Raw genomic sequence first — 17,744 nt, 5'->3', positions numbered from 1 at the left:
CCTCGCGGCAGGCGTCGTCACGGGTCTCGTCCTTGCCCTGAAAAAAGGCGGCGTAATATGCCAGGGCCGCGCCAATAATGCTAGCCCGTGATCAGCAAAAAGGTACCTTTGAGCAGGATCGCCACGCCGAGCCCGACCAGGGTCAGCATGGCCAGCCGGCGCATCAGCCCGGCGGAGCACGGCAGGGGATAGCGACGCCCGAGCCAGGTGGCGCCGCCGACCACCGGCATCGACCATAGGGCCAGCTGCCAGACATCGGCGGTCAGCCCGCCCTGACTGGCGACGTAGAGGGTGCGCACCCCGGAGGTGATCGCGAAGCAGAGGATCAGCAGCAGGCGGATCGTCTCCAGCGGCAGCGGCTGGCGATAGCAGTGATAGATGACCGGCGGCCCGGGGACGCCGAAGAGCCCGCCGCACATGCCGGTCAGCGCGCCACTCACGGCGAAGGACCAGGGGGGAGACTCGGCGCGGCGGGGTTGCGGCTGCAGGCCGATGCTGATGCCCCCGGAGAGCACGAGGGCCCCCAGCAGCAGGGTGAGCAGTGCCGTGAAGGTGGCGTCGAGCCACGACAGCAGCCAGACGCCCAGCACGATGGAGGGCGCGATGCCGACGGCGAGCGCCAGGATCCGCGGTGCGCCGAGGCTGCGCCCGCTGCCCGGCAGGGCGACGGCGCTGTTGACCAGGGTCACCAGGCTGACCACCGCGGCCAGCACCGGCACCGAGGCCACGCCGAGCCCTCCGGCGGCGCCCATCACGATCATGCCGAGGCCGAAGCCGGATACCGTGTGCAGGTAGCCGGCCACGGCCATGATGGCGAGCGTCGCCGCGAGTCCTCCGAGCTCCATCCTCAGCGCCCCCGGGACCGCGGGGCGCGACCGGCGATGTCCCTCACGACTCGGCGGCGGCGGACAGGCTCTGGGCCTGCACCGTGGTCACCGCGATCACATGAAAGACGTCGTCGACGCTGCAGCCCCGGGAGAGGTCGTTGGCCGGCTTGGCCAGGCCCTGCAGCAGCGGGCCGATGGCCTCGGCACCGCCGATCCTTTCGGCCAGCTTGTAGCCGATGTTACCGGCCTCGAGGTCCGGGAAGATCAGCACGTTGGCGTTGCCCTTGACCCTGGAGTCGGGCAGCTTGCGCTCGGCGATCTCGGCCACGATGGCGGCATCGAGCTGCACGTCCTCGTCGATGGCGAGCGCCGGCCGGGCGGCCTTCACCTCGCGGGCGGCCTGCACGACCTTGTCGACGTTGCCGTGCCGGGCGCTGCCGCTGGTCGAGAACGACAGCATGGCCACCCGGGGGTCTTCGTCGAGCAGCGCCTGGGCGCTGTCGGCGGCGGCCATGGCGATCTGGGCGAGCTCGCCCGCGTCGGGTTCGATGACCAGGCCGCAGTCGGAGAAGATCATGCCGCCCTTGAGGCTATGGAACGGCTTGCAGAGCATCATCAGAAAGAAGCTCGAGACCAGCTTGCTGCCCGGGGCCAGCCCCAGCAGCTGAATGGCGCTTCTCACCACGTCGGCGGTGGTGTTCACCGCGCCGGCCACGGTGCCGTCGGCGTGCCCCTCGCGGACCAACATGTTGGCGAAGCAGAGCGGCTCACGGATCGCCGTCGCGGCCTGCTCCGGGGTCATGCCCTTCTTCTCGCGCAGGGCCAGCAGCGCCCGCTCCAGCTCGTCGGTCAGCGGCGAGTCGGCCGGGTCGATCACCTCGACCGCGGCCAGGTCGACCCCGTGGCGCTCGGCGGCCGCGGCAATGCTTGCCCGGCTGCCCACCAGGAGGACCTTGGCGATGCCCTGCTCCGCCGCCTTGGCGGCCGCGTGCAGGATGCGCTCGTCCTCACCCTCACAGAGCACGATGCGCCGGGGATCGCGGCGTGCGCGCTCGAGAATCTGATTCAAGGCTTTCATGCGATGGCCTCTCGTGCCTGCCGCATGGTGCGGCAGTCCTCAGACAAAAAAGCCCCCGGCAACGCCGGGGGAACCCTTGCAGCACCTATCGATCAGACGTAGTCCTGGTACTTCTCGAGCAGGCGCACCGGCTTCTTCAGCGCGTCGCGGCGGAAGGGGTCGCCCAGCTCCCGGGTGCACATGACCTCGATGACGCAGGTCTTGCCCTCGTTCATCTGCATGTCCACCGCCTTCTTCAGCGCCGGACCCACGTCCTCCAGGCGGTCCACGGTGATGCCCTCGGCACCCATCGCCCGGCCGATCTCGGCGAAGCTCTGGTTGTCCAGCTCACCGGCCACGAAGCGACGGTTGTAGAACTCGACCTGGTTCTTCTTCTCGGCGCCCCACTGACGGTTGTGGAACACCACCGCGGTCACCGGGATCTCGTGACGCACCGCGGTCATGATCTCCATCAGGCTCATGCCCCAGGCGCCGTCACCGGCGTAGGCGATCGCCGGACGCTCCGGTGCGGCCACCTTGGCGCCCATGATGGTCGGCAGCGCGTAGCCGCAGTTGCCGAAGCTCATCGGGGCGAAGAAGCTGCGCGGCTTCTCGAAGCGCAGGTAGCTGTGCGCCACGGCGTTGATGTTGCCGATGTCGGTGGAGACCATCACGTCGTCCGGCATGGCCTTCTCGAGCTCGCGCAGCACCTGGCGCGGGTGCAGGTACTCGCCGCCGGAGAACGGCGTCTCGCCCTTGGCCTCGTCGATGGCGTCGAGGCTGAACGGGTCCTTCTCGTGGGTCCACTCGTCGAGCTCGCGCTCCCAGGCGGCCTTCTCGCTGGCGATCTGCTCGGCACGCTCGCTCTTGGTGGCGTCGCAGGCCAGGTCGCGGCTGGACAGGCGCTCGGTGATCGCCTCGGCGGCTTCCTTGGCATCGCCGCAGATGCCCACGGCGATCTTCTTCACCAGGCCCAGCATCTTGTGGTCGGCGTCGATCTGGATGATCTTGGCGTCCTTCGGCCAGTAGTCCATGCCGTGCTGCGGCAGGGTGCCGAACGGCCCCAGGCGGGTGCCCAGTGCCACCACCACGTCGGCCTGACTGATCAGCTTCATGCCGGCCTTGGAGCCCTGATAGCCCAGCGGACCGCACCACAGCGGGTGGCTGGCCGGGAAGGAGTCGTTGTGCTGGTAGCTGTTGACCACCGGCGCGCCCAGACGCTCGGCCAGTGCCTTACAGGCCTCGACGCCATCGGCCATCACCACGCCGCCGCCGGAGACGATCACCGGGAACTTGGCGTTGGCCAGCAGCTCGGCAGCCTCGTTGAGGGTCTTGGTACCGCCCGGGCCGCGGTCGAGGCGCGCCGGCTCGGGAATCTCGCACTCGATCTCGCCGTAGAAGTAGTCGCGCGGGATGTTGAGCTGGGTCGGGCCCATCTCGGACATGGCGCGGTCGAAGCAGCGACCGGTGTACTCGGCCATGCGCGCCGGGTGGGTCACGTGGCCCTGGTACTTGGTGAACTCCTGGAACATCGGCAGCTGGTGGCACTCCTGGAAGCCGCCCAGGCCGATGCCGGTGGTGCCGGTCTCGGGGGTCACGATGACCACCGGGCTGTGCGCCCAGTAGGCCGCGGCGATGCCGGTCACGCAGTTGGAGATGCCGGGGCCGTTCTGGCCGATCACGGCGCCGTGGCGGCCGGAGACGCGAGCATAGCCGTCGGCCATGTGCGCGGCGCCCTGCTCGTGGACCACCGGGACCAGGCGGATGCCGGCCGGGGCGAAGATGTCCATGGCGTCCATGAAGGCCGAGCCCATGATGCCGAACATGTCGGTCACCCCGTTGGCGACCAGGGTCTCCACGAAGGCTTCCGAGGGGGTCATCTTCTGCTTGCCTTTCACGACCTGGCGGGTGTCTGCGGTGTTGTCGGTGCTCATGGGAACCTCCATGGGAGCGCTGGGTGTCGGATCTGGCGTGGGCGCCATCGCGTTATTGTGTGGTGCCTTTGCTCTTTTGATACCACTTTTTTGATACCAAAGGTTCCGATATCTGGAACCTGATCAAAAAGTAGCGCTCCTCCGGCAGCCCGTCAACAAAATTCCATAAAACGGTACAAATTGATTTCTTTTCAGGAACAAATTACCTTGGGACCAAAGGGAGAGCCCATATGACGACCAAATCCGAGATGCCTCGCCTCGAGGGCGATACGCCGGCCCAACGCCTCCTGGCCCTGCTCGAGGTGATCGCAGGGAAGGACCAGTTCTTCACGCTGCAGGGCATGGTCGACGAGACCGGCCTGCCCAAGCCCACCCTGCACCGCATGCTCCAGCAGCTCGAGACCTCGGGCATGCTGCAACGCGAGGCCGACGGCCGCCACTACAGCAAGGGTAGCCGCCTGCGCCGCCTGGCCGAGTCCCTGCTGCTCAACGACACCGTGCACGGAGCCCGCCATGCGGTCCTGCGCAAGCTGGTCGACGAGGTCGGCGAGAGCTGCAACATCACGGCGCTCTCCGGCGGCGAGGTGCTCTATCTCGATCGCGTGGAGACCTCGGCGCCGCTGCGCTTCTACCTGCATCCCGGGTCCCGGGTGCCGGTGCACTGCTCGGCCAGCGGCAAGCTCTTCCTGGCCCAGATGGCGCCCGCCCAGCGTCGGCGGCTGCTCAACGACCTGACGCTGGAGGGCTTCACCCGCAACACCCTGGTGGATCCCGAGGCCCTCGAGGCCGAGATCGAGACCGTGGGGCGCCAGGGCTACGCCTTCGACGACGAGGAGTTCCTGCCGGGGCTCTTGTGCATCGCGGTGCTGGCCCCCAATCCCGACGGGCTCTCCAACACCGGCCTGGCCATCCAGTCGCCGATCATGCGCATGACCCGGGAGAAGGCGATGGAGTGCCTGCCGGCGCTGCAGCGTGCCGCCGAGCAGATCGCCGCCATCAATCGCGAGGCGCTGTCGGACGCCGCCCAGCCCGCCGCCGCCGGCGGGCGCTGAGCCGCTTCGGGGCACGGAGGCCGGCTGGCCTGACGACGTGATTGCGAATATGCTCTGAGGCATACGCAAAGGCCCGCACCACAACAGGGAGACCGTAATGGCCGGACTGCTACCCGACGTCGACCCCGATGGACTGCTGGAGTACTCGGTGGTCTATACCGATCGCGCGCTGAACCACATGTCGAAGAGTTTCCAGGGCGTGATGTGCGACGTGTCCGCCACGCTGAAGGAGGTCTACCACGCGCACTCGACGGTGATCGTGCCCGGCAGCGGCACCTTCGCCATGGAGGCCGTGGCGCGCCAGTTCGCCAAGGACCGCCGGTGCCTGGTGATCCGCAACGGCTGGTTCAGCTACCGCTGGAGCCAGATCCTGTCGATGGGCAAGATCCCCTCCGACGTCAACGTGCTCAAGGCCCGCCGGGTGGACGACAACGAGGCGACCTCGCCCTTCGCGCCGCCGCCCATCGAGGACGTGGTCGAGGCGATTCGCGACCAGCAGCCGGACATCGTCTTCGTGCCCCACGTCGAGACCTCCTCGGGCATGCTGCTGCCCGACGACTACTTGCAGAAGATCGCCGACGCCATCCATGACGAGGGCGGCCTGCTGGTGCTCGACTGCATCGCCTCCGGCACCCTCTGGGTCGACATGCAGGACGTCGGCGTCGACGTGCTGGTCAGCGCCCCCCAGAAGGGCTGGAGCGGCAGTCCCTGCTGCGGCATGGTGATGCTCTCCCGCCAGGCCCGCGAGATCATCGAGGAGACCACCAGCACCAGCTTCGCCTGCGACCTGAAGAAGTGGCTCTCGATCATGGAGACCTACGAGGGCGGCGGGCATGCCTACCACGCCACCCTGCCCACCGACGGCCTGCGCCAGCTGCGCGACGTGATGAACGAGACCCGTCAGTACGGCTTCGACCGGGTCCGCGAAGAGCAGCGCGAGGTCGGCCGGCTGGTGCGCGACATGCTCGCCAGGCACGGCTACCAGAGCGTCGCCGCGCCGGGCTTCGAGGCGCCGGGCGTGGTGGTCAGCTACACCGACGACGAGGCGATCGTCGCCAAGTTCCTCGCGGCTGGCGTCCAGGTCGCCGCCGGCGTGCCGCTGATGTGCGACGAGGGCGATAGCTTCCGCACCTTCCGCATTGGCCTGTTCGGCCTCGACAAGCTCCACCACCCGGAGCGCACCCTGGAGAGCCTGGAAGCGGCGCTCGGCAAGGTGCGGGCCGCCGAGGCGTAGCGCGCGACGGAGCGACACCGACACGACAGCGGGGCGGCCAGATGGCCGCCCCGCTGTCGTTGATATCGCATTGTCTATCGCGCCAGCACCTCAGGCGCGGGCGCGTGGTTCGCGCGGGGTCAGACCGCCCCCACGCCCCGCGGCACGAAGCCGAGGTTGTTCTCGATCTCCTTGACCCCGTCGATGTTCTCCGCGGCGACCTGCACGGCCCAGCGCTGCTCCTTGCTCTCGACGAGCCCCCACAGCTGCACCTTGCCGTCGGCGACGATGACGTTGAGGCGGTCCACCAGCACCCCGGTGTTCTCGTCGACCTCCTTGAGGATGGCGTCGCGGATGGCGCGGTCGTCGTCACCAGCGGACGGCTGGCGAGCCACGGAGAAGCCGCGCAGCAGGTTGGAGCGACTGACGATGCCCACCAGCTTGCCGTCGCGGACCACCGGCACCCGCTTGATGCGGCGCTTCTCGAGCAGCGAGGCGATGTGGTGCAGCGACTCGTCCTCACCCACGGTGAGCGGGTCGGGCGTCATGATCTGGCCCGCCTTGCGCCCGTGGGTCTTCACGTAGTCCACGGCGTCGCCGCCGCCGCTGAAGATCCTGAGCCACCAGGAGCGATGCGCATTCTCCTCCGGCTCGACCCGAGCCATCAGGTCCCCTTCACTGACGATGCCGAGCACCCGATCGTCGGCATCGACCACCGGCACGGCGCTGATGCCGTGTTCCAGCAGCAGGCTGGCGATCTCGCCGACCTCGCACTCGGGCGTGACAGTGATCACGTTGGTCGTCATGACATCTGCGGCTTGCATAGGGCGCTCTCCAGACGAAAGGCGGTGATGGTTTACGCTGACTCACCTTTCAAGTTAGCAATCCTTTACCTCCGCTGCCTTGACGCCGGACAGCTTTCCGCGACCTCTGCGACCGCCCTCAGCGCCGGGCGAACGCCCTCGGGTGGGGCCGCTCGGGGCGTCGGTGATGATCTCATCGATGTCGTCGAGGGCGGCGAAGCGCATCGGACGGATGACCCCGAGCTTGCTCTCGTCCACCACCAGCAGGCGTCTCGCCGCGGTGGCGATGGCCGCCCGCTTGGGCGCCACCTCGTGGAAATGGAAGCAGGTCAGGCCCTGGCGCTCGTGCACGCCGGCGGCGGAGAGGAAGGCCTGGTTGATGCCGAGCCGGCGGATGGCGGTGTCCATCTCCTCGCCGGCGAAGGAGCGCGACGAGCCGTGATAGAGCCCCCCCAGCAGGATCAGGCGCACGCCTGCAAGCCCGCTCACGACCTCGGCCACGTTGAGGGCATAGGTCACCACGGTCAGCGACTGGTCCCGGGGCAGGCTGGCGGCGAGCGGCATCAGGGTCGTGCCGCAGTCGATGAACAGGGTATCGCCCGGGGCGATGCGCTCGAGCGCCCGCCGGCAGAGGCGGCGCTTGGCCGCGGCGTGGCGATCCCGCTGGGCGGCCAGGTCGTAGACCGGCGCATAGCGCGGATCGTCGCTGCGCACCAGATGTCCCCCCATCAGCTGCAGCCCGCCCTCGGAGGCGGCCAGGTCGCGGCGGATGGTCATCGGCGAGACGCCGCACAGCGCCGCGGCTTCGGAAAGCCGCAGGCTGCCACCCTGGGCGAGGGCCTCGCTCAGCCGGGCGAGGCGCCGGGCGCTGCGTTCGTTCATCTGCGAGGCTCTCCTCGTGGCCGGTGTCCGGCGCCGTTCCCGCCCCTGGAAAACGGCTCGCGTGAGCTGAAAATGTTAAAAAAATAACACTGAATGTGATAAATTTCACCGCACACTCACGCGTCACATTCACCCGGATGCCTGCCCTCCAGGCCGCCCCATCGGATAGGTGCCCCATGACCCTCTTCATGAGCGTGGTCGGCATGGTGACCCTGGTCGCCATCGCCCTGCTGTTCTCCTCCGACCGCCGCGCGATTCGCCTGCGCACCGTGCTGGGTGCCTTCGCCATCCAGGCCGGCATCGGGGCCTTCGTGCTCTACGTACCGGTGGGCCAGGCGGTGCTCGCCACCGTCTCCGACGCCGTCAGCCAGGTGGTGCTCTACGCCAACGACGGCATCGACTTCGTGTTCGGCGGGCTGGCCGACGTCGAGGCCTCGGGCTTCGTCTTCGCCTTCAAGGTGCTGCCGGTGATCATCTTCTTCTCCTCGCTGACCGCCGTGCTCTACTACCTGGGCATCATGCAGTGGATCATCCGGATCCTCGGCGGCGCCCTGCAGAAGGCGCTGGGCACCTCGCGCACGGAGTCGCTCTCTGCCACCGCCAACATCTTCGTCGGCCAGACCGAGGCGCCGCTGGTGGTCCGCCCCTTCATCGCCAGGATGACCCGGTCGCAGCTGTTCGCGGTGATGTGCGGCGGGCTCGCCTCGGTGGCGGGCTCGGTGCTGGCCGGCTACGCCGCGCTGGGCATTCCCATGGAGTACCTGGTCGCCGCCTCCTTCATGGCCGCCCCGGGCGGCCTGCTGTTCGCCAAGCTGCTGATGCCGGAGACCGAGACGCCCGAGGACAGCGTCTCCGCCGCCGAGGAGCGCCTCGACGAGGAAGAGGACCATCCCAGCAACGTGCTCGACGCCGCCGCGGCCGGCGCCAGCTCCGGCCTGATGCTGGCGGCCAACGTCGGCGCCATGCTGCTCGCCTTCATCGGCCTGATCGCCCTGCTCAACGGCATGCTCGGCGGCATCGGCGGCTGGTTCGGCATGGAGTCGCTGAGCCTGGAGCTGATCCTCGGCTGGCTCTTCTCGCCGCTCGCCTTCCTGCTCGGCGTGCCCTGGGAAGAGGCGACGCTGGCCGGCTCCTTCATCGGCCAGAAGCTGGTGGTCAACGAGTTCGTGGCCTACATCAACCTGGCGCCCTACCTCGACGGCGACCAGGTGGTGGCCGCCACCGGGCAGGTGATGACGCCCCATACCATGGCGGTGCTCTCCTTCGCGCTGTGCGGCTTCGCCAACCTCTCCTCGATCGCCATCCTGCTCGGGGGACTGGGCAGCATCGCCCCGAGTCGCCGCCACGAGATCGCCCGCTTCGGCCTCAAGGCGGTGCTGGCCGGCACCCTCTCGAACCTGATGTCGGCCTCCCTGGCCGGCTTCTTCCTGGCCCTGGCCGCCGCCTGACCGCGCCGTCGCCGCCCGCACCGTCACGGGCGGCGACGGCCCGCCGGCCGCCCCGGCGCCCGACACCCATTCGACCCGTCACCCCCCACGCGAACTCTCTCGCCGTACCGGAGCTCCCATGACCGAACTGCAACAGGCCGCCCGCCAGGCCCTGGCGCTGATGGACCTCACCAGCCTCAACGACGACGACACCGACGCCACCATCGAGGCCCTCTGCCAGCGTGCCAAGACACCCGCCGGCAGCCCGGCCGCGGTGTGCGTCTATCCGGACTTCGTGGTCACCGCCTGTCGCGCGCTGAAGGCCCACGGCCTGGCGGGCACCGTCAAGGTCGCCACGGTCAGCAACTTCCCCGCCGGCGGCGACGACATCATGGCCGCCGCCCGGGCGACCCGCGAGGCCGCGGCCTCCGGCGCCGACGAGGTCGATGTGGTCTTCCCCTGGCGCGCCCTGCTGGCCGGCGACGAGGAGACCGGCCGCGAGCTGGTCGCCTTCTGCAAGCAGGCCGCCGGTGACGCCGTACTCAAGGTGATCCTCGAGACCGGCGAGCTCAAGGACCCGGCGATGATCCGCCGCGCCAGCGAGCTGGCCCTCGAGGGCGGCGCCGACTTCCTCAAGACCTCCACCGGCAAGGTGGCGATCAACGCCACCCTCGAGGCCGCCGAGGTGATGCTCACCGCGATCCGCGACAGCGGCCGCGACGTCGGCTTCAAGGCCGCCGGCGGCGTGCGCACCGCCGAGGAGGCCCAGGCCTACCTCGAGCTCGCCGCGCGGCTGATGGGCCCGGCCTGGATCACCCCGGCCCACTTCCGCTTCGGCGCCTCGGGCCTGCTCGACGACCTGCTGCTCACCCTGGGCGCCTTCGAGGGCAATGCCGCCCCCGAGGACGGCTACTGATGCTCCCCCAGGAGCTGATCCGGGCCAAGCGCGACGGCCGGGTGCTCGACCGCGCGGCGATCGGGGAACTGGTCGCAGGCATCACCGACGGCCGGCTCTCCGAGGCCCAGGTGGGCGCGCTCGCCATGGCGATCTTCCTGAAGGGCATGAACGCCGACGAGACGGTGGCGCTGACCGAGGCGATCCGCGACTCCGGCGAGGTGCTCGACTGGTCGGGGCTCGACCTCCCGGGGCCGGTGCTCGACAAGCACTCCACCGGCGGCGTGGGCGATCTCGCCTCGCTGGTGCTCGGGCCCTGGGTCGCCGCCTGCGGCGGCCACGTGCCGATGGTCTCGGGGCGTGGCCTCGGCCACACCGGCGGCACCCTGGACAAACTCGAGGCGATCCCCGGCTACTCGGTGAGCCCCGATACCGCCACCTTTCGCCGACTGGTCAAGGAAGTCGGCGTGGCGATCATCGGCCAGACCGCCGACCTCGCCCCGGCCGACCGCCGCCTCTACGCGGTGCGCGACGTCACCGCCACGGTGGAGTCGCTGCCGCTGATCGTGAGTTCGATCCTCGGCAAGAAGCTCGCCTGCGGCCTCGAGGGCCTGGTGATGGACGTCAAGGTGGGCAGCGGCGCCTTCATGCCCACCGCCGAGGCCGCCCGAGAACTCGCCACGACCATCGCCGAGGTGGCGAGCCGCGCCGGCACCCGCACCACGGCGCTGGTCACCGACATGAGCCAGCCCCTGGCCCCGCGAGCCGGCAATGCCCTCGAGGTGCACGAGGCGATCCGCCTGCTGAGCGGCGAGAAGCGCCACGGGCGGCTGCTCGAGGTCACCCGGCGGCTCGCCGCCGAGCTGCTGGTGGCCGGCCGCCTCGCCGACTCTCGGGAGGCCGCCGTCGCCCGCCTGGACGCGACGCTGGCCTCCGGGGCGGCCGCCGAGCGCTTCGCGCGCATGGTGGCGGGCCTCGGCGGCCCGAGCGACCTGCTGGAGCGCCCCGCCGCCCACCTGCCACAGGCCCCGGTGGTGCGCGCCATCCACGCCGAGCGCCCCGGCCGCGTCCAGGCCATCGATACCCGGGCGCTGGGGCTGGCCGTGGTGGCACTCGGCGGAGGGCGCCGCACCCCGGGGGCGGCCATCGACCCCGCCGTCGGGCTGTCGCGCATCGCCTCGCTGGGCGAGGCCGTCGACGCCGACCGTCCCCTGGCGCTGGTCCACGCCGCCAGCGTGGACGATGCTGAAGCCGCCGGGCGACAACTGCGCGACGCCATGCGAGTTGGCGACGCGCGAGTCACCCCGCCCCCACTGACCCACGACGTGATCCGTCGGGAGGTGCCATGAGCCGCGCCATCGTGCTGGTCCTCGACTCCTTCGGCATCGGCGCCACGCCGGATGCCGCTCGCTTCGGCGACGCCGGCGCCGACACCCTGGGCCATATCGCCCGGGCGTGCGCCGACTCGCCCTCGCGCGGCCCGCTCGCGCTGCCGAACCTCGCCCGGCTAGGGCTCTTCCACGCCCACCGCGAGAGCACCGGCCACTGGGCCGAGGGCGTCGCGGTGCCGGACGAGGTGGTCGGCGCCTACGGCCACGCCCGGGAGCTCTCCTCGGGCAAGGACACCCCTTCCGGCCACTGGGAGCTCGCCGGCGTGCCGGTGCGCTTCGACTGGGGCTACTTCCCCGACCGAGAGCAGAGCTTCCCCGCCGTACTGCTCGAGGCGCTGATCGCCGAGGCGGGGCTGCCCGGCGTGCTCGGCGACTGCCACGCCTCGGGTACCGAGGTCATCGCCCGGCTCGGCGAGGCCCATGTCGAGAGCGGCAAGCCCATCGTCTACACCTCGGCGGACTCGGTGTTCCAGATCGCCGCCCACGAGGAGGCCTTCGGCCTGGCGCGCCTCTATGAGGTCTGCGAGATCGCAAGGCGGCTGCTCGAGCCCTACAACATCGGCCGGGTGATCGCGCGGCCGTTCACGGGCGACGACGCCGCGAGCTTCGTCCGCACCGCCAACCGCCGCGACTACAGCGTCGAGCCGCCCGCCCCCACGGTGCTGCAGAAGCTCGATGACGACGGCGGCACGGTGGTCGCCATCGGCAAGATCGCCGACATCTACGCCCACTGCGGGATCACCCGGACGGTCAAGGCAAGCGGCCACGACGCCCTGATGGACGAGACCCTCGCCGCCATGGAAGAGGCCGGCGAGCGCTCGCTGATCATGACCAACTTCGTCGACTTCGACATGGTCTACGGCCACCGCCGCGACGTGGCGGGCTATGCCGCCGCCCTGGAGGCCTTCGATGCCCGGCTGCCCGAGGTGCTGGACAGGCTTGGCGACGACGACCTGCTGATCCTCACCGCCGACCACGGCTGCGATCCCACCTGGGCCGGCACCGACCACACCCGCGAGCACGTCCCGGTGCTCGCGCTCGGCGCCGGGCTCGCCCCCGGCTCGCTGGGTGTGCGGGCGAGCTTCGCCGACATCGGCCAGAGCCTGTCGGCGCACCTGGGCCTTCCCCCCATGGACGACGGTGAGCGCTTCCTCCCCCCTGCCGACACAGGAGCCTTGTGATGGCGACCCCCCATATCAACGCCGAACCCGGCGACTTCGCCGATACCGTGCTGATGCCCGGCGACCCGCTGCGCGCCCGCTACATTGCCGAGACCTTCCTCGAGGACGCCCGTGAGGTGAACACGGTGCGCAGCATGTCCGGCTACACCGGCACCTACCGGGGCCGGCCGATCTCGGTGATGGGCCACGGCATGGGCATCCCGTCGGTATCGATCTACGCCAAGGAGCTGATCACCGAGTACGGCGTGAAGCGCCTGATCCGCGTCGGCTCCTGCGGCGCGGTGCGCGACGACGTGGCGGTGCGCGACGTGGTGATCGGGCTGGGCGCCTGCACCGACTCCGGCGTCAACCGCACGCGCTTCGCCGGCATGGACTTCGCCGCCACCGCCGACTTCGCGCTGACCCGCCATGCGGTGGACGCGGCCGCGGCGCTCGGCGTGCCGGTGAAGGTGGGCAACCTCTTCTCGGCGGATCTCTTCTACGACCCGCGCCCGGAGACCGCCGAGTTGCTCAGGCGCTACGGCATCGTCGGCGTGGAGATGGAAGCCGCCGGCCTGTACGGGGTGGCCGCCGAGTTCGGCGCCCGGGCCGCCACCGTCTGCACGGTCTCCGACCACATCCTCAAGGGCGACTCGCTCTCCAGCGCCGAGCGCCAGAGCACCTTCGACGAGATGATGCAGATCGCGCTGGACAGCGTGCTGCGCGACGACGCCACCCAGGAGGACGAGGCATGAACGGCGAGATCGAAGCGGAGATCGTCACGGCGCTGATCGCGGTGCGCGAGCGCGCCTACGCCCCCTACTCGCATCATCCGGTGGGCGCGCTGGTGATCGGCGAGAGCGGCGCCCGCTACGCCGGCGCCAACGTCGAGGTCGCCCACTACAAGGGGCTCTGCGCCGAGGCCTCGGCCATCGCCGCCCTGGTCAGCGCCGGCGAGCGCGAGCTGCGCGAGGTCTACGTGATCGGCCCGGGGGCGCACCTCTGCACGCCCTGCGGCGACTGCCGCCAGCGCATCCGCGAGTTCGCCACCCCCGCGACCCGCATCCGCGTGGTCGACGCCGAGGGTCGCCTGCTGCGCGACTACGACATGGAAGCGCTGCTGCCGGACTCCTTCGGCCCCGAGAACCTTGCCCCCGAGCACCTGAGCCGCTGAGCCGGCCCCCCGGCCCCTCGGCCGAGCGAGCCACCGCCCGCTCGGCCGAGGCGCATCAGGAATCCGCCTCCGGCCCCTCCTCGTGCACCAGCTCGACGTCAACGATCTTCGAGCGGCTCATCACGATCTTCCAGCGCTGCAGCAGCGGCGGGCCGCTGCCCTCCACCTCGCGGATCACCAGGTTGATCAGGTGGCGCTTCTCCACCGGCTCGCGCACCACCTGTCCCTTCTCCTCGAGCCGGTAGACGTGGTGGCTGCCCTTGCTCATCAGCCGCGCCAGCGGCGAGAGATCCAGGGTCAGGGTCTCCCGGGTACGGTCGTAGCCGCTCAAGAAGCGGGTAGGCGACATCCGTGAGCTCGAGCGGTAGTGCAGCACCACCTCCTCGCGCTGGGCCATGTTGCGCTTGCGTACCCGACGGATCTCCTCGTCGAGGCGTGCATAGCGCTGGTAGTCGAACCACTCGAGCTGGCGCCCCAGCACGGCGTTGCTGTGGGCATCCAGGTACTGGCGGCGCCACTTGGGTCGCCCGCGGCGCAGCAGGCGCCACAGCGTCATGCGCAGGTCGTCCTTGAACACCTCGCGCAGCGCGTAGATCAGCGCCAGCACCATCACGAACAGCGCCGTGATGTCGCCGAGCGCCGCCCGCGCCTCCAGCAGGCCCAGGGAGACGAAGACCATCACCACCGCGGTGGCCAGCGCCTTCACGGCCTTCTCCTCGGCGCCGCCGAGCTCCTGGCTGCGCTGCTTGAGGGTCACGGGATACTCGATGAGCCTTCGCAGCAGGCGCATCTTGTTGGACATCCGGGTCGGGTCGCGGGTGACCCGCTCGGCGTTGTACTCGCGCGCCCGGCGATGCGCGTCCTCGGCCCGGCAGACATCGAGCAGGCGCTGGCGGATCTCGCGATAGCCGTAGCCCCGCGGCAGGTGGGCGATCAGCTCCAGCAGCCGCTGCTCGGTGAACCAGGAGAGGTAGTTGTCGATGTTGGCGTAGTAGCGGTGCAGGCTCTCGTCGCTCGGCTCCTGCCGGCGCAGCCGGCGCAGGATGCCGCGGGAGAGCTCGAGGGTCTCCTCGAGCTGGTCGCGCAGCCGCCCGGCCTGGGCCGCGTCCTCCTCGGAGGCGCTCGCGCGACGCGGGTCCTCGGGCGCCTCGGCCCTGTCGCCGGCCCTGTCGCCGGCCCTGTCGCCGGCCCGTTTCTCGGCCTTGCGCGTGCGCCGGGCCTCGTCGAGCAGCGACTGGGTCGAGCGCTCCAGCGCCACCACGTACTGGTAGGCGTAGAGGCTCAGCCCGAGGCGGTACTGGTCGGCGTCGAGGCGCTTGCCGGCCAGGCGGCTCATCACCAGCGGCAGCCGGTGGCGATCGCTGTAGTAGGTGCGCTTGACGTGGATCGCGCCGTGGTAGAACGCCTCCTCCGAGAGCACATGGGCGTTGAGGCCGAGCTCGGCCGGCACGAAGAGATAGACGTCGAGCCGGTGCGAGCTCTCCTCGCGCAGCACCCGGGCGATGCGCAGGTTCAGGCTGTCGCGGCGCTCGACCGAGACCTCGTGGGTCGCCACGCCGGCTTACCCCGGATCCGGGGCGGCGCCCCGGGCGCTGGTCTCCCGCCCCGGATCGGCGGCGCCCGCCTCGCCGGGCCGGCGGCCGCTGGCGTCGCGCCCCTCGGCCCCCTCGCCGGTGCCGTCCAGGCGGCCGCCACCCTGGCCCTCCATGCTGACGCTGAGCCGCGGCACGCCGAGATCGACCGACAGCTCCTCCATGCGCTGCTTGAGCAGCAGGTTGTAGGCGCGCGCCACGTCCCACTGCATCTCCGGCGCGGTGCGAAAGCGCATGCGCAGGATGGCGCAGCCGTCCTGGAAGCTGTCGATGCCCTGCATCTCCAGCGGCGACCAGATGTGGTGGCGCATCATCGGGTCCTGGCGCAGCTGCTGGGCCGTCTCCTGCACCAGGGTGGTGGCGTCGTCGATCTTCATGTCGTAGGGGATGCGGATGCGCATCAGGGCGATGCCGAACTGGCGCGACATGTTATGGATCGACTCGATGCGGCTGAAGGTGATGATGTGCACGATGCCGTCCAGGTCGCGCAGCCGCACGGTGCGCAGGGTCAGCCCCTCGACGGTGCCCATGTGGCCGTTGATCTTGACGAAGTCGTCCACCGCCAGCGAGTCCTCGATGAGGATGAAGATGCCGGTGATCAGGTCCTGCACCAGGGTCTGGGCGCCGAAGCCGATGGCCAGGCCGATCACACCGGCACCGGCCAGCAGCGGCGTGACGTTCACGCCGAGGTTGGCCAGGCCGACGATGGCGGCGATGATCACGATGGTGGCGAAGATGATGTTGCGGATCATCGGCGTGATCGTTTGGGCCCGGGCCAGGTTGACCCGCCGCCCCCGGGCGCGGGCCGGGCTCGTCAGGGCGCGCTGGATGGCGGTGTCGGCGAAGATCCAGGTCAGCCAGGCCAGCAGCAGGGTGAAGCCGATCGCCAGCAGCGCCTGGCCGATGCGCACGCTGGCCACGCCCTGCTGGCCGATGCCGATCAGCGAGGCGCCCCACACCTGAAGCGAGAGCTCGGCGAAGGCGATCCAGGCCAGCACGTGGGCCAGCGCGTAGCCGAAGCGCTCCAGGCGACGGCGGTAGTCGCTCTGGCGACGCTGCTGGGAGCGGCGCTGCCCGTGGCGGCGGATCAGGCCGGTGACCACCAGGGTCAGCACCAGCAGGGACGCCGAGATGATCGAGCGCGCCAGGGCCGTGCCCACGTCGCCCACGGTGATGAAGATGGCCAGCAGCGAGCCGCCCACCAGCAGCATGGCCGGCACGTGCCACAGGCCACCGACCAGCCGGATCACCTCGCCGATGCTGCCCCGGTCGCGGCGCAGGGTGTAGGGGCGGTTGCGGATCAGGTGCTGGATGGGACGCTTGAAGCGGATGATGAAGCGCGCGCTGATCAACGCCGCCAGCATGTTGGATAGGATCGACATCAGCCCGGCCAGGTCGGCGCCGATGATCCCCGAGAGCCGCGCCGAGTTGAAGGCATCGCCCAGCGCGATCAGCGCGCCGATGACGAACAGCGTGCGCAGGCTCCGGTGCTGCAGGATCTGCACCGCCGTGTAGCGATGGCCGCTGGTGAACACCGAGATCACCGTCTCCACCACCACCGAGAGGGTGCGCCCGCACAGGGCCACGTAGGCGGTGACCAGGGTCGCGGTGCGCCCGGCGCTCGGCGGCACCAGCTGGGCGATGCCCAGCACCAACAGGAAGGCCAGCGCCCAGGGCAGCATGCGACGCAGGAAGTGCACCGCCAGCAGCCACCCGCGGGGCTCCCGGGGCAGGTCCAGCGGCCAGCCGCGGCGCAGGGCCAACTTGCGCCCCAGGGCGATCAGGATCACCAGCAGCCCGGACCAGATGGCCAGCAGCACGGCGAACTCGATGACGAAGCGCAGCAGCTCGGTGTTGCCGGTCTGGACCACCAGGTCGACCAGGTCGGTCCAGCCCTGGCGCAGCTGCTGGCGCCACTCATCCATCGGCGAGTGGCCGGACTCGGCCTGCTCGCCGAGCTCGGTGATGGTCTCCGCCAGCGCCCCGAGCAGGCCCTGGGGCCGGGTCAGTCCGCCCTGCTCGGCGGCCGCGTCGTTGGCCTGCTGGAGCTGGCGCAGGTTCTCGAGCAGCGCCTGGCGCTGGGCGTCGTTCTCCAGGGTGGCGATCACCTCGTCGAGCGAGGCCTGGAAGGCCTCGGGGTCGTGGGTGCCCGCCTGCTCACCGCCGTTGGTGAGCCCGGAGAGCGCCAGGCCCTGGGCCGACGACACCGCGGGCAGCAGCAGCACCGACAGCAGCAGCCAGACCAGCAGGCCGCGAAAGACAACGTACATCCGGTGCGCTACAGGCAAGATTCCCTCTCCACTGGCAGGGGGACGCGACGGTCGTCGCGTCCGTGAT

15 protein-coding genes are annotated in these 17,744 nt (G+C 70.2%); 8 read left to right on the top strand and 7 right to left on the bottom strand.

The window, feature by feature from the left end; translation table 11 throughout:
- Positions 1-80: 80 nt before the first annotated feature.
- From FIU83_RS04030 to xsc, 3 genes are all read right to left on the bottom strand, one after another.
- Positions 81-845, bottom strand: a complete 765-nt coding sequence (locus FIU83_RS04030; protein WP_152482881.1) for a TSUP family transporter — start codon at positions 843-845, stop codon at positions 81-83.
- Positions 846-888: 43 nt separating this feature from the next.
- Positions 889-1,905 carry a phosphate acetyltransferase gene (gene pta, locus FIU83_RS04025; protein WP_152482880.1) on the bottom strand — a complete coding sequence of 339 codons (1,017 nt, stop codon included), beginning with the start codon at positions 1,903-1,905 and terminating at the stop codon, positions 889-891.
- 92 nt (positions 1,906-1,997) lie between these two features.
- A complete protein-coding gene (gene xsc, locus FIU83_RS04020) occupies positions 1,998-3,818 on the bottom strand; it encodes a sulfoacetaldehyde acetyltransferase (RefSeq protein ID WP_253939531.1) in 1,821 nt (606 codons plus the stop codon).
- Positions 3,819-4,048: 230 nt separating this feature from the next.
- On the opposite strand from xsc, the gene FIU83_RS04015 reads away from it, so the two are divergent.
- Together FIU83_RS04015 and FIU83_RS04010 are read left to right on the top strand one after the other, a co-directional pair.
- Positions 4,049-4,870 carry an IclR family transcriptional regulator gene (locus FIU83_RS04015; RefSeq protein ID WP_152482879.1) on the top strand — a complete coding sequence of 274 codons (822 nt, stop codon included), beginning with the start codon at positions 4,049-4,051 and terminating at the stop codon, positions 4,868-4,870.
- Between the two features lie 97 nt (positions 4,871-4,967).
- Positions 4,968-6,104 (top strand): aminotransferase class V-fold PLP-dependent enzyme, encoded by a 1,137-nt coding sequence (locus FIU83_RS04010; protein ID WP_152482878.1) that lies wholly within the window; start codon positions 4,968-4,970, stop codon positions 6,102-6,104.
- 119 nt (positions 6,105-6,223) lie between these two features.
- On the opposite strand, the gene FIU83_RS04005 is transcribed toward FIU83_RS04010, so the two are convergent.
- Positions 6,224-6,907, bottom strand: coding sequence for a CBS domain-containing protein (locus FIU83_RS04005; protein ID WP_152482877.1), 684 nt, complete (start codon positions 6,905-6,907; stop codon positions 6,224-6,226).
- A gap of 54 nt (positions 6,908-6,961) precedes the next feature.
- Positions 6,962-7,768 carry a DeoR/GlpR family DNA-binding transcription regulator gene (locus FIU83_RS04000; RefSeq protein WP_152482876.1) on the bottom strand — a complete coding sequence of 269 codons (807 nt, stop codon included), beginning with the start codon at positions 7,766-7,768 and terminating at the stop codon, positions 6,962-6,964.
- A gap of 176 nt (positions 7,769-7,944) precedes the next feature.
- On the opposite strand from FIU83_RS04000, the gene FIU83_RS03995 reads away from it, so the two are divergent.
- From FIU83_RS03995 to FIU83_RS03970, 6 genes are all read left to right on the top strand, one after another.
- Entirely contained in the window at positions 7,945-9,216 is a 1,272-nt protein-coding gene (locus FIU83_RS03995) for a NupC/NupG family nucleoside CNT transporter (protein WP_152482875.1), read from the top strand.
- 118 nt (positions 9,217-9,334) lie between these two features.
- Complete coding sequence (gene deoC / locus FIU83_RS03990; RefSeq protein WP_152482874.1) at positions 9,335-10,111, top strand: deoxyribose-phosphate aldolase; 777 nt, start codon at positions 9,335-9,337, stop codon at positions 10,109-10,111.
- Entirely contained in the window at positions 10,111-11,439 is a 1,329-nt protein-coding gene (gene deoA, locus FIU83_RS03985; protein ID WP_152482873.1) for a thymidine phosphorylase, read from the top strand. Before deoC ends, deoA begins: the two co-directional genes overlap by 1 nt.
- Positions 11,436-12,662, top strand: a complete 1,227-nt coding sequence (locus FIU83_RS03980) for a phosphopentomutase (RefSeq protein WP_152482872.1) — start codon at positions 11,436-11,438, stop codon at positions 12,660-12,662. Before deoA ends, FIU83_RS03980 begins: the two co-directional genes overlap by 4 nt.
- Positions 12,662-13,396, top strand: coding sequence for a purine-nucleoside phosphorylase (deoD, locus tag FIU83_RS03975; protein ID WP_152482871.1), 735 nt, complete (start codon positions 12,662-12,664; stop codon positions 13,394-13,396). Before FIU83_RS03980 ends, deoD begins: the two co-directional genes overlap by 1 nt.
- Positions 13,393-13,815 carry a cytidine deaminase gene (locus tag FIU83_RS03970; protein ID WP_152482870.1) on the top strand — a complete coding sequence of 141 codons (423 nt, stop codon included), beginning with the start codon at positions 13,393-13,395 and terminating at the stop codon, positions 13,813-13,815. The genes deoD and FIU83_RS03970 overlap by 4 nt, the downstream gene beginning before the upstream one ends.
- Before the next feature lie 55 nt (positions 13,816-13,870).
- Here FIU83_RS03970 and FIU83_RS03965 read toward each other — a convergent pair whose 3' ends face one another.
- Together FIU83_RS03965 and FIU83_RS03960 are read right to left on the bottom strand one after the other, a co-directional pair.
- On the bottom strand, positions 13,871-15,370 hold the full coding sequence (locus tag FIU83_RS03965; RefSeq protein WP_152482869.1) for a hypothetical protein: 1,500 nt from the start codon (positions 15,368-15,370) through the stop codon (positions 13,871-13,873).
- Positions 15,371-15,376: 6 nt separating this feature from the next.
- Positions 15,377-17,677 carry a mechanosensitive ion channel family protein gene (locus FIU83_RS03960; protein ID WP_152482868.1) on the bottom strand — a complete coding sequence of 767 codons (2,301 nt, stop codon included), beginning with the start codon at positions 17,675-17,677 and terminating at the stop codon, positions 15,377-15,379.
- Between the last annotated feature and the right edge of the window lie 67 nt (positions 17,678-17,744).

Source organism: Halomonas sp. THAF5a (assembly GCF_009363755.1).
In the GTDB taxonomy this organism is placed as follows: Bacteria; Pseudomonadota; Gammaproteobacteria; order Pseudomonadales; family Halomonadaceae; genus Halomonas.
Note: the sequence above shows the minus strand (reverse complement) of the source record. Positions and strands in the feature narration are given on the sequence as shown.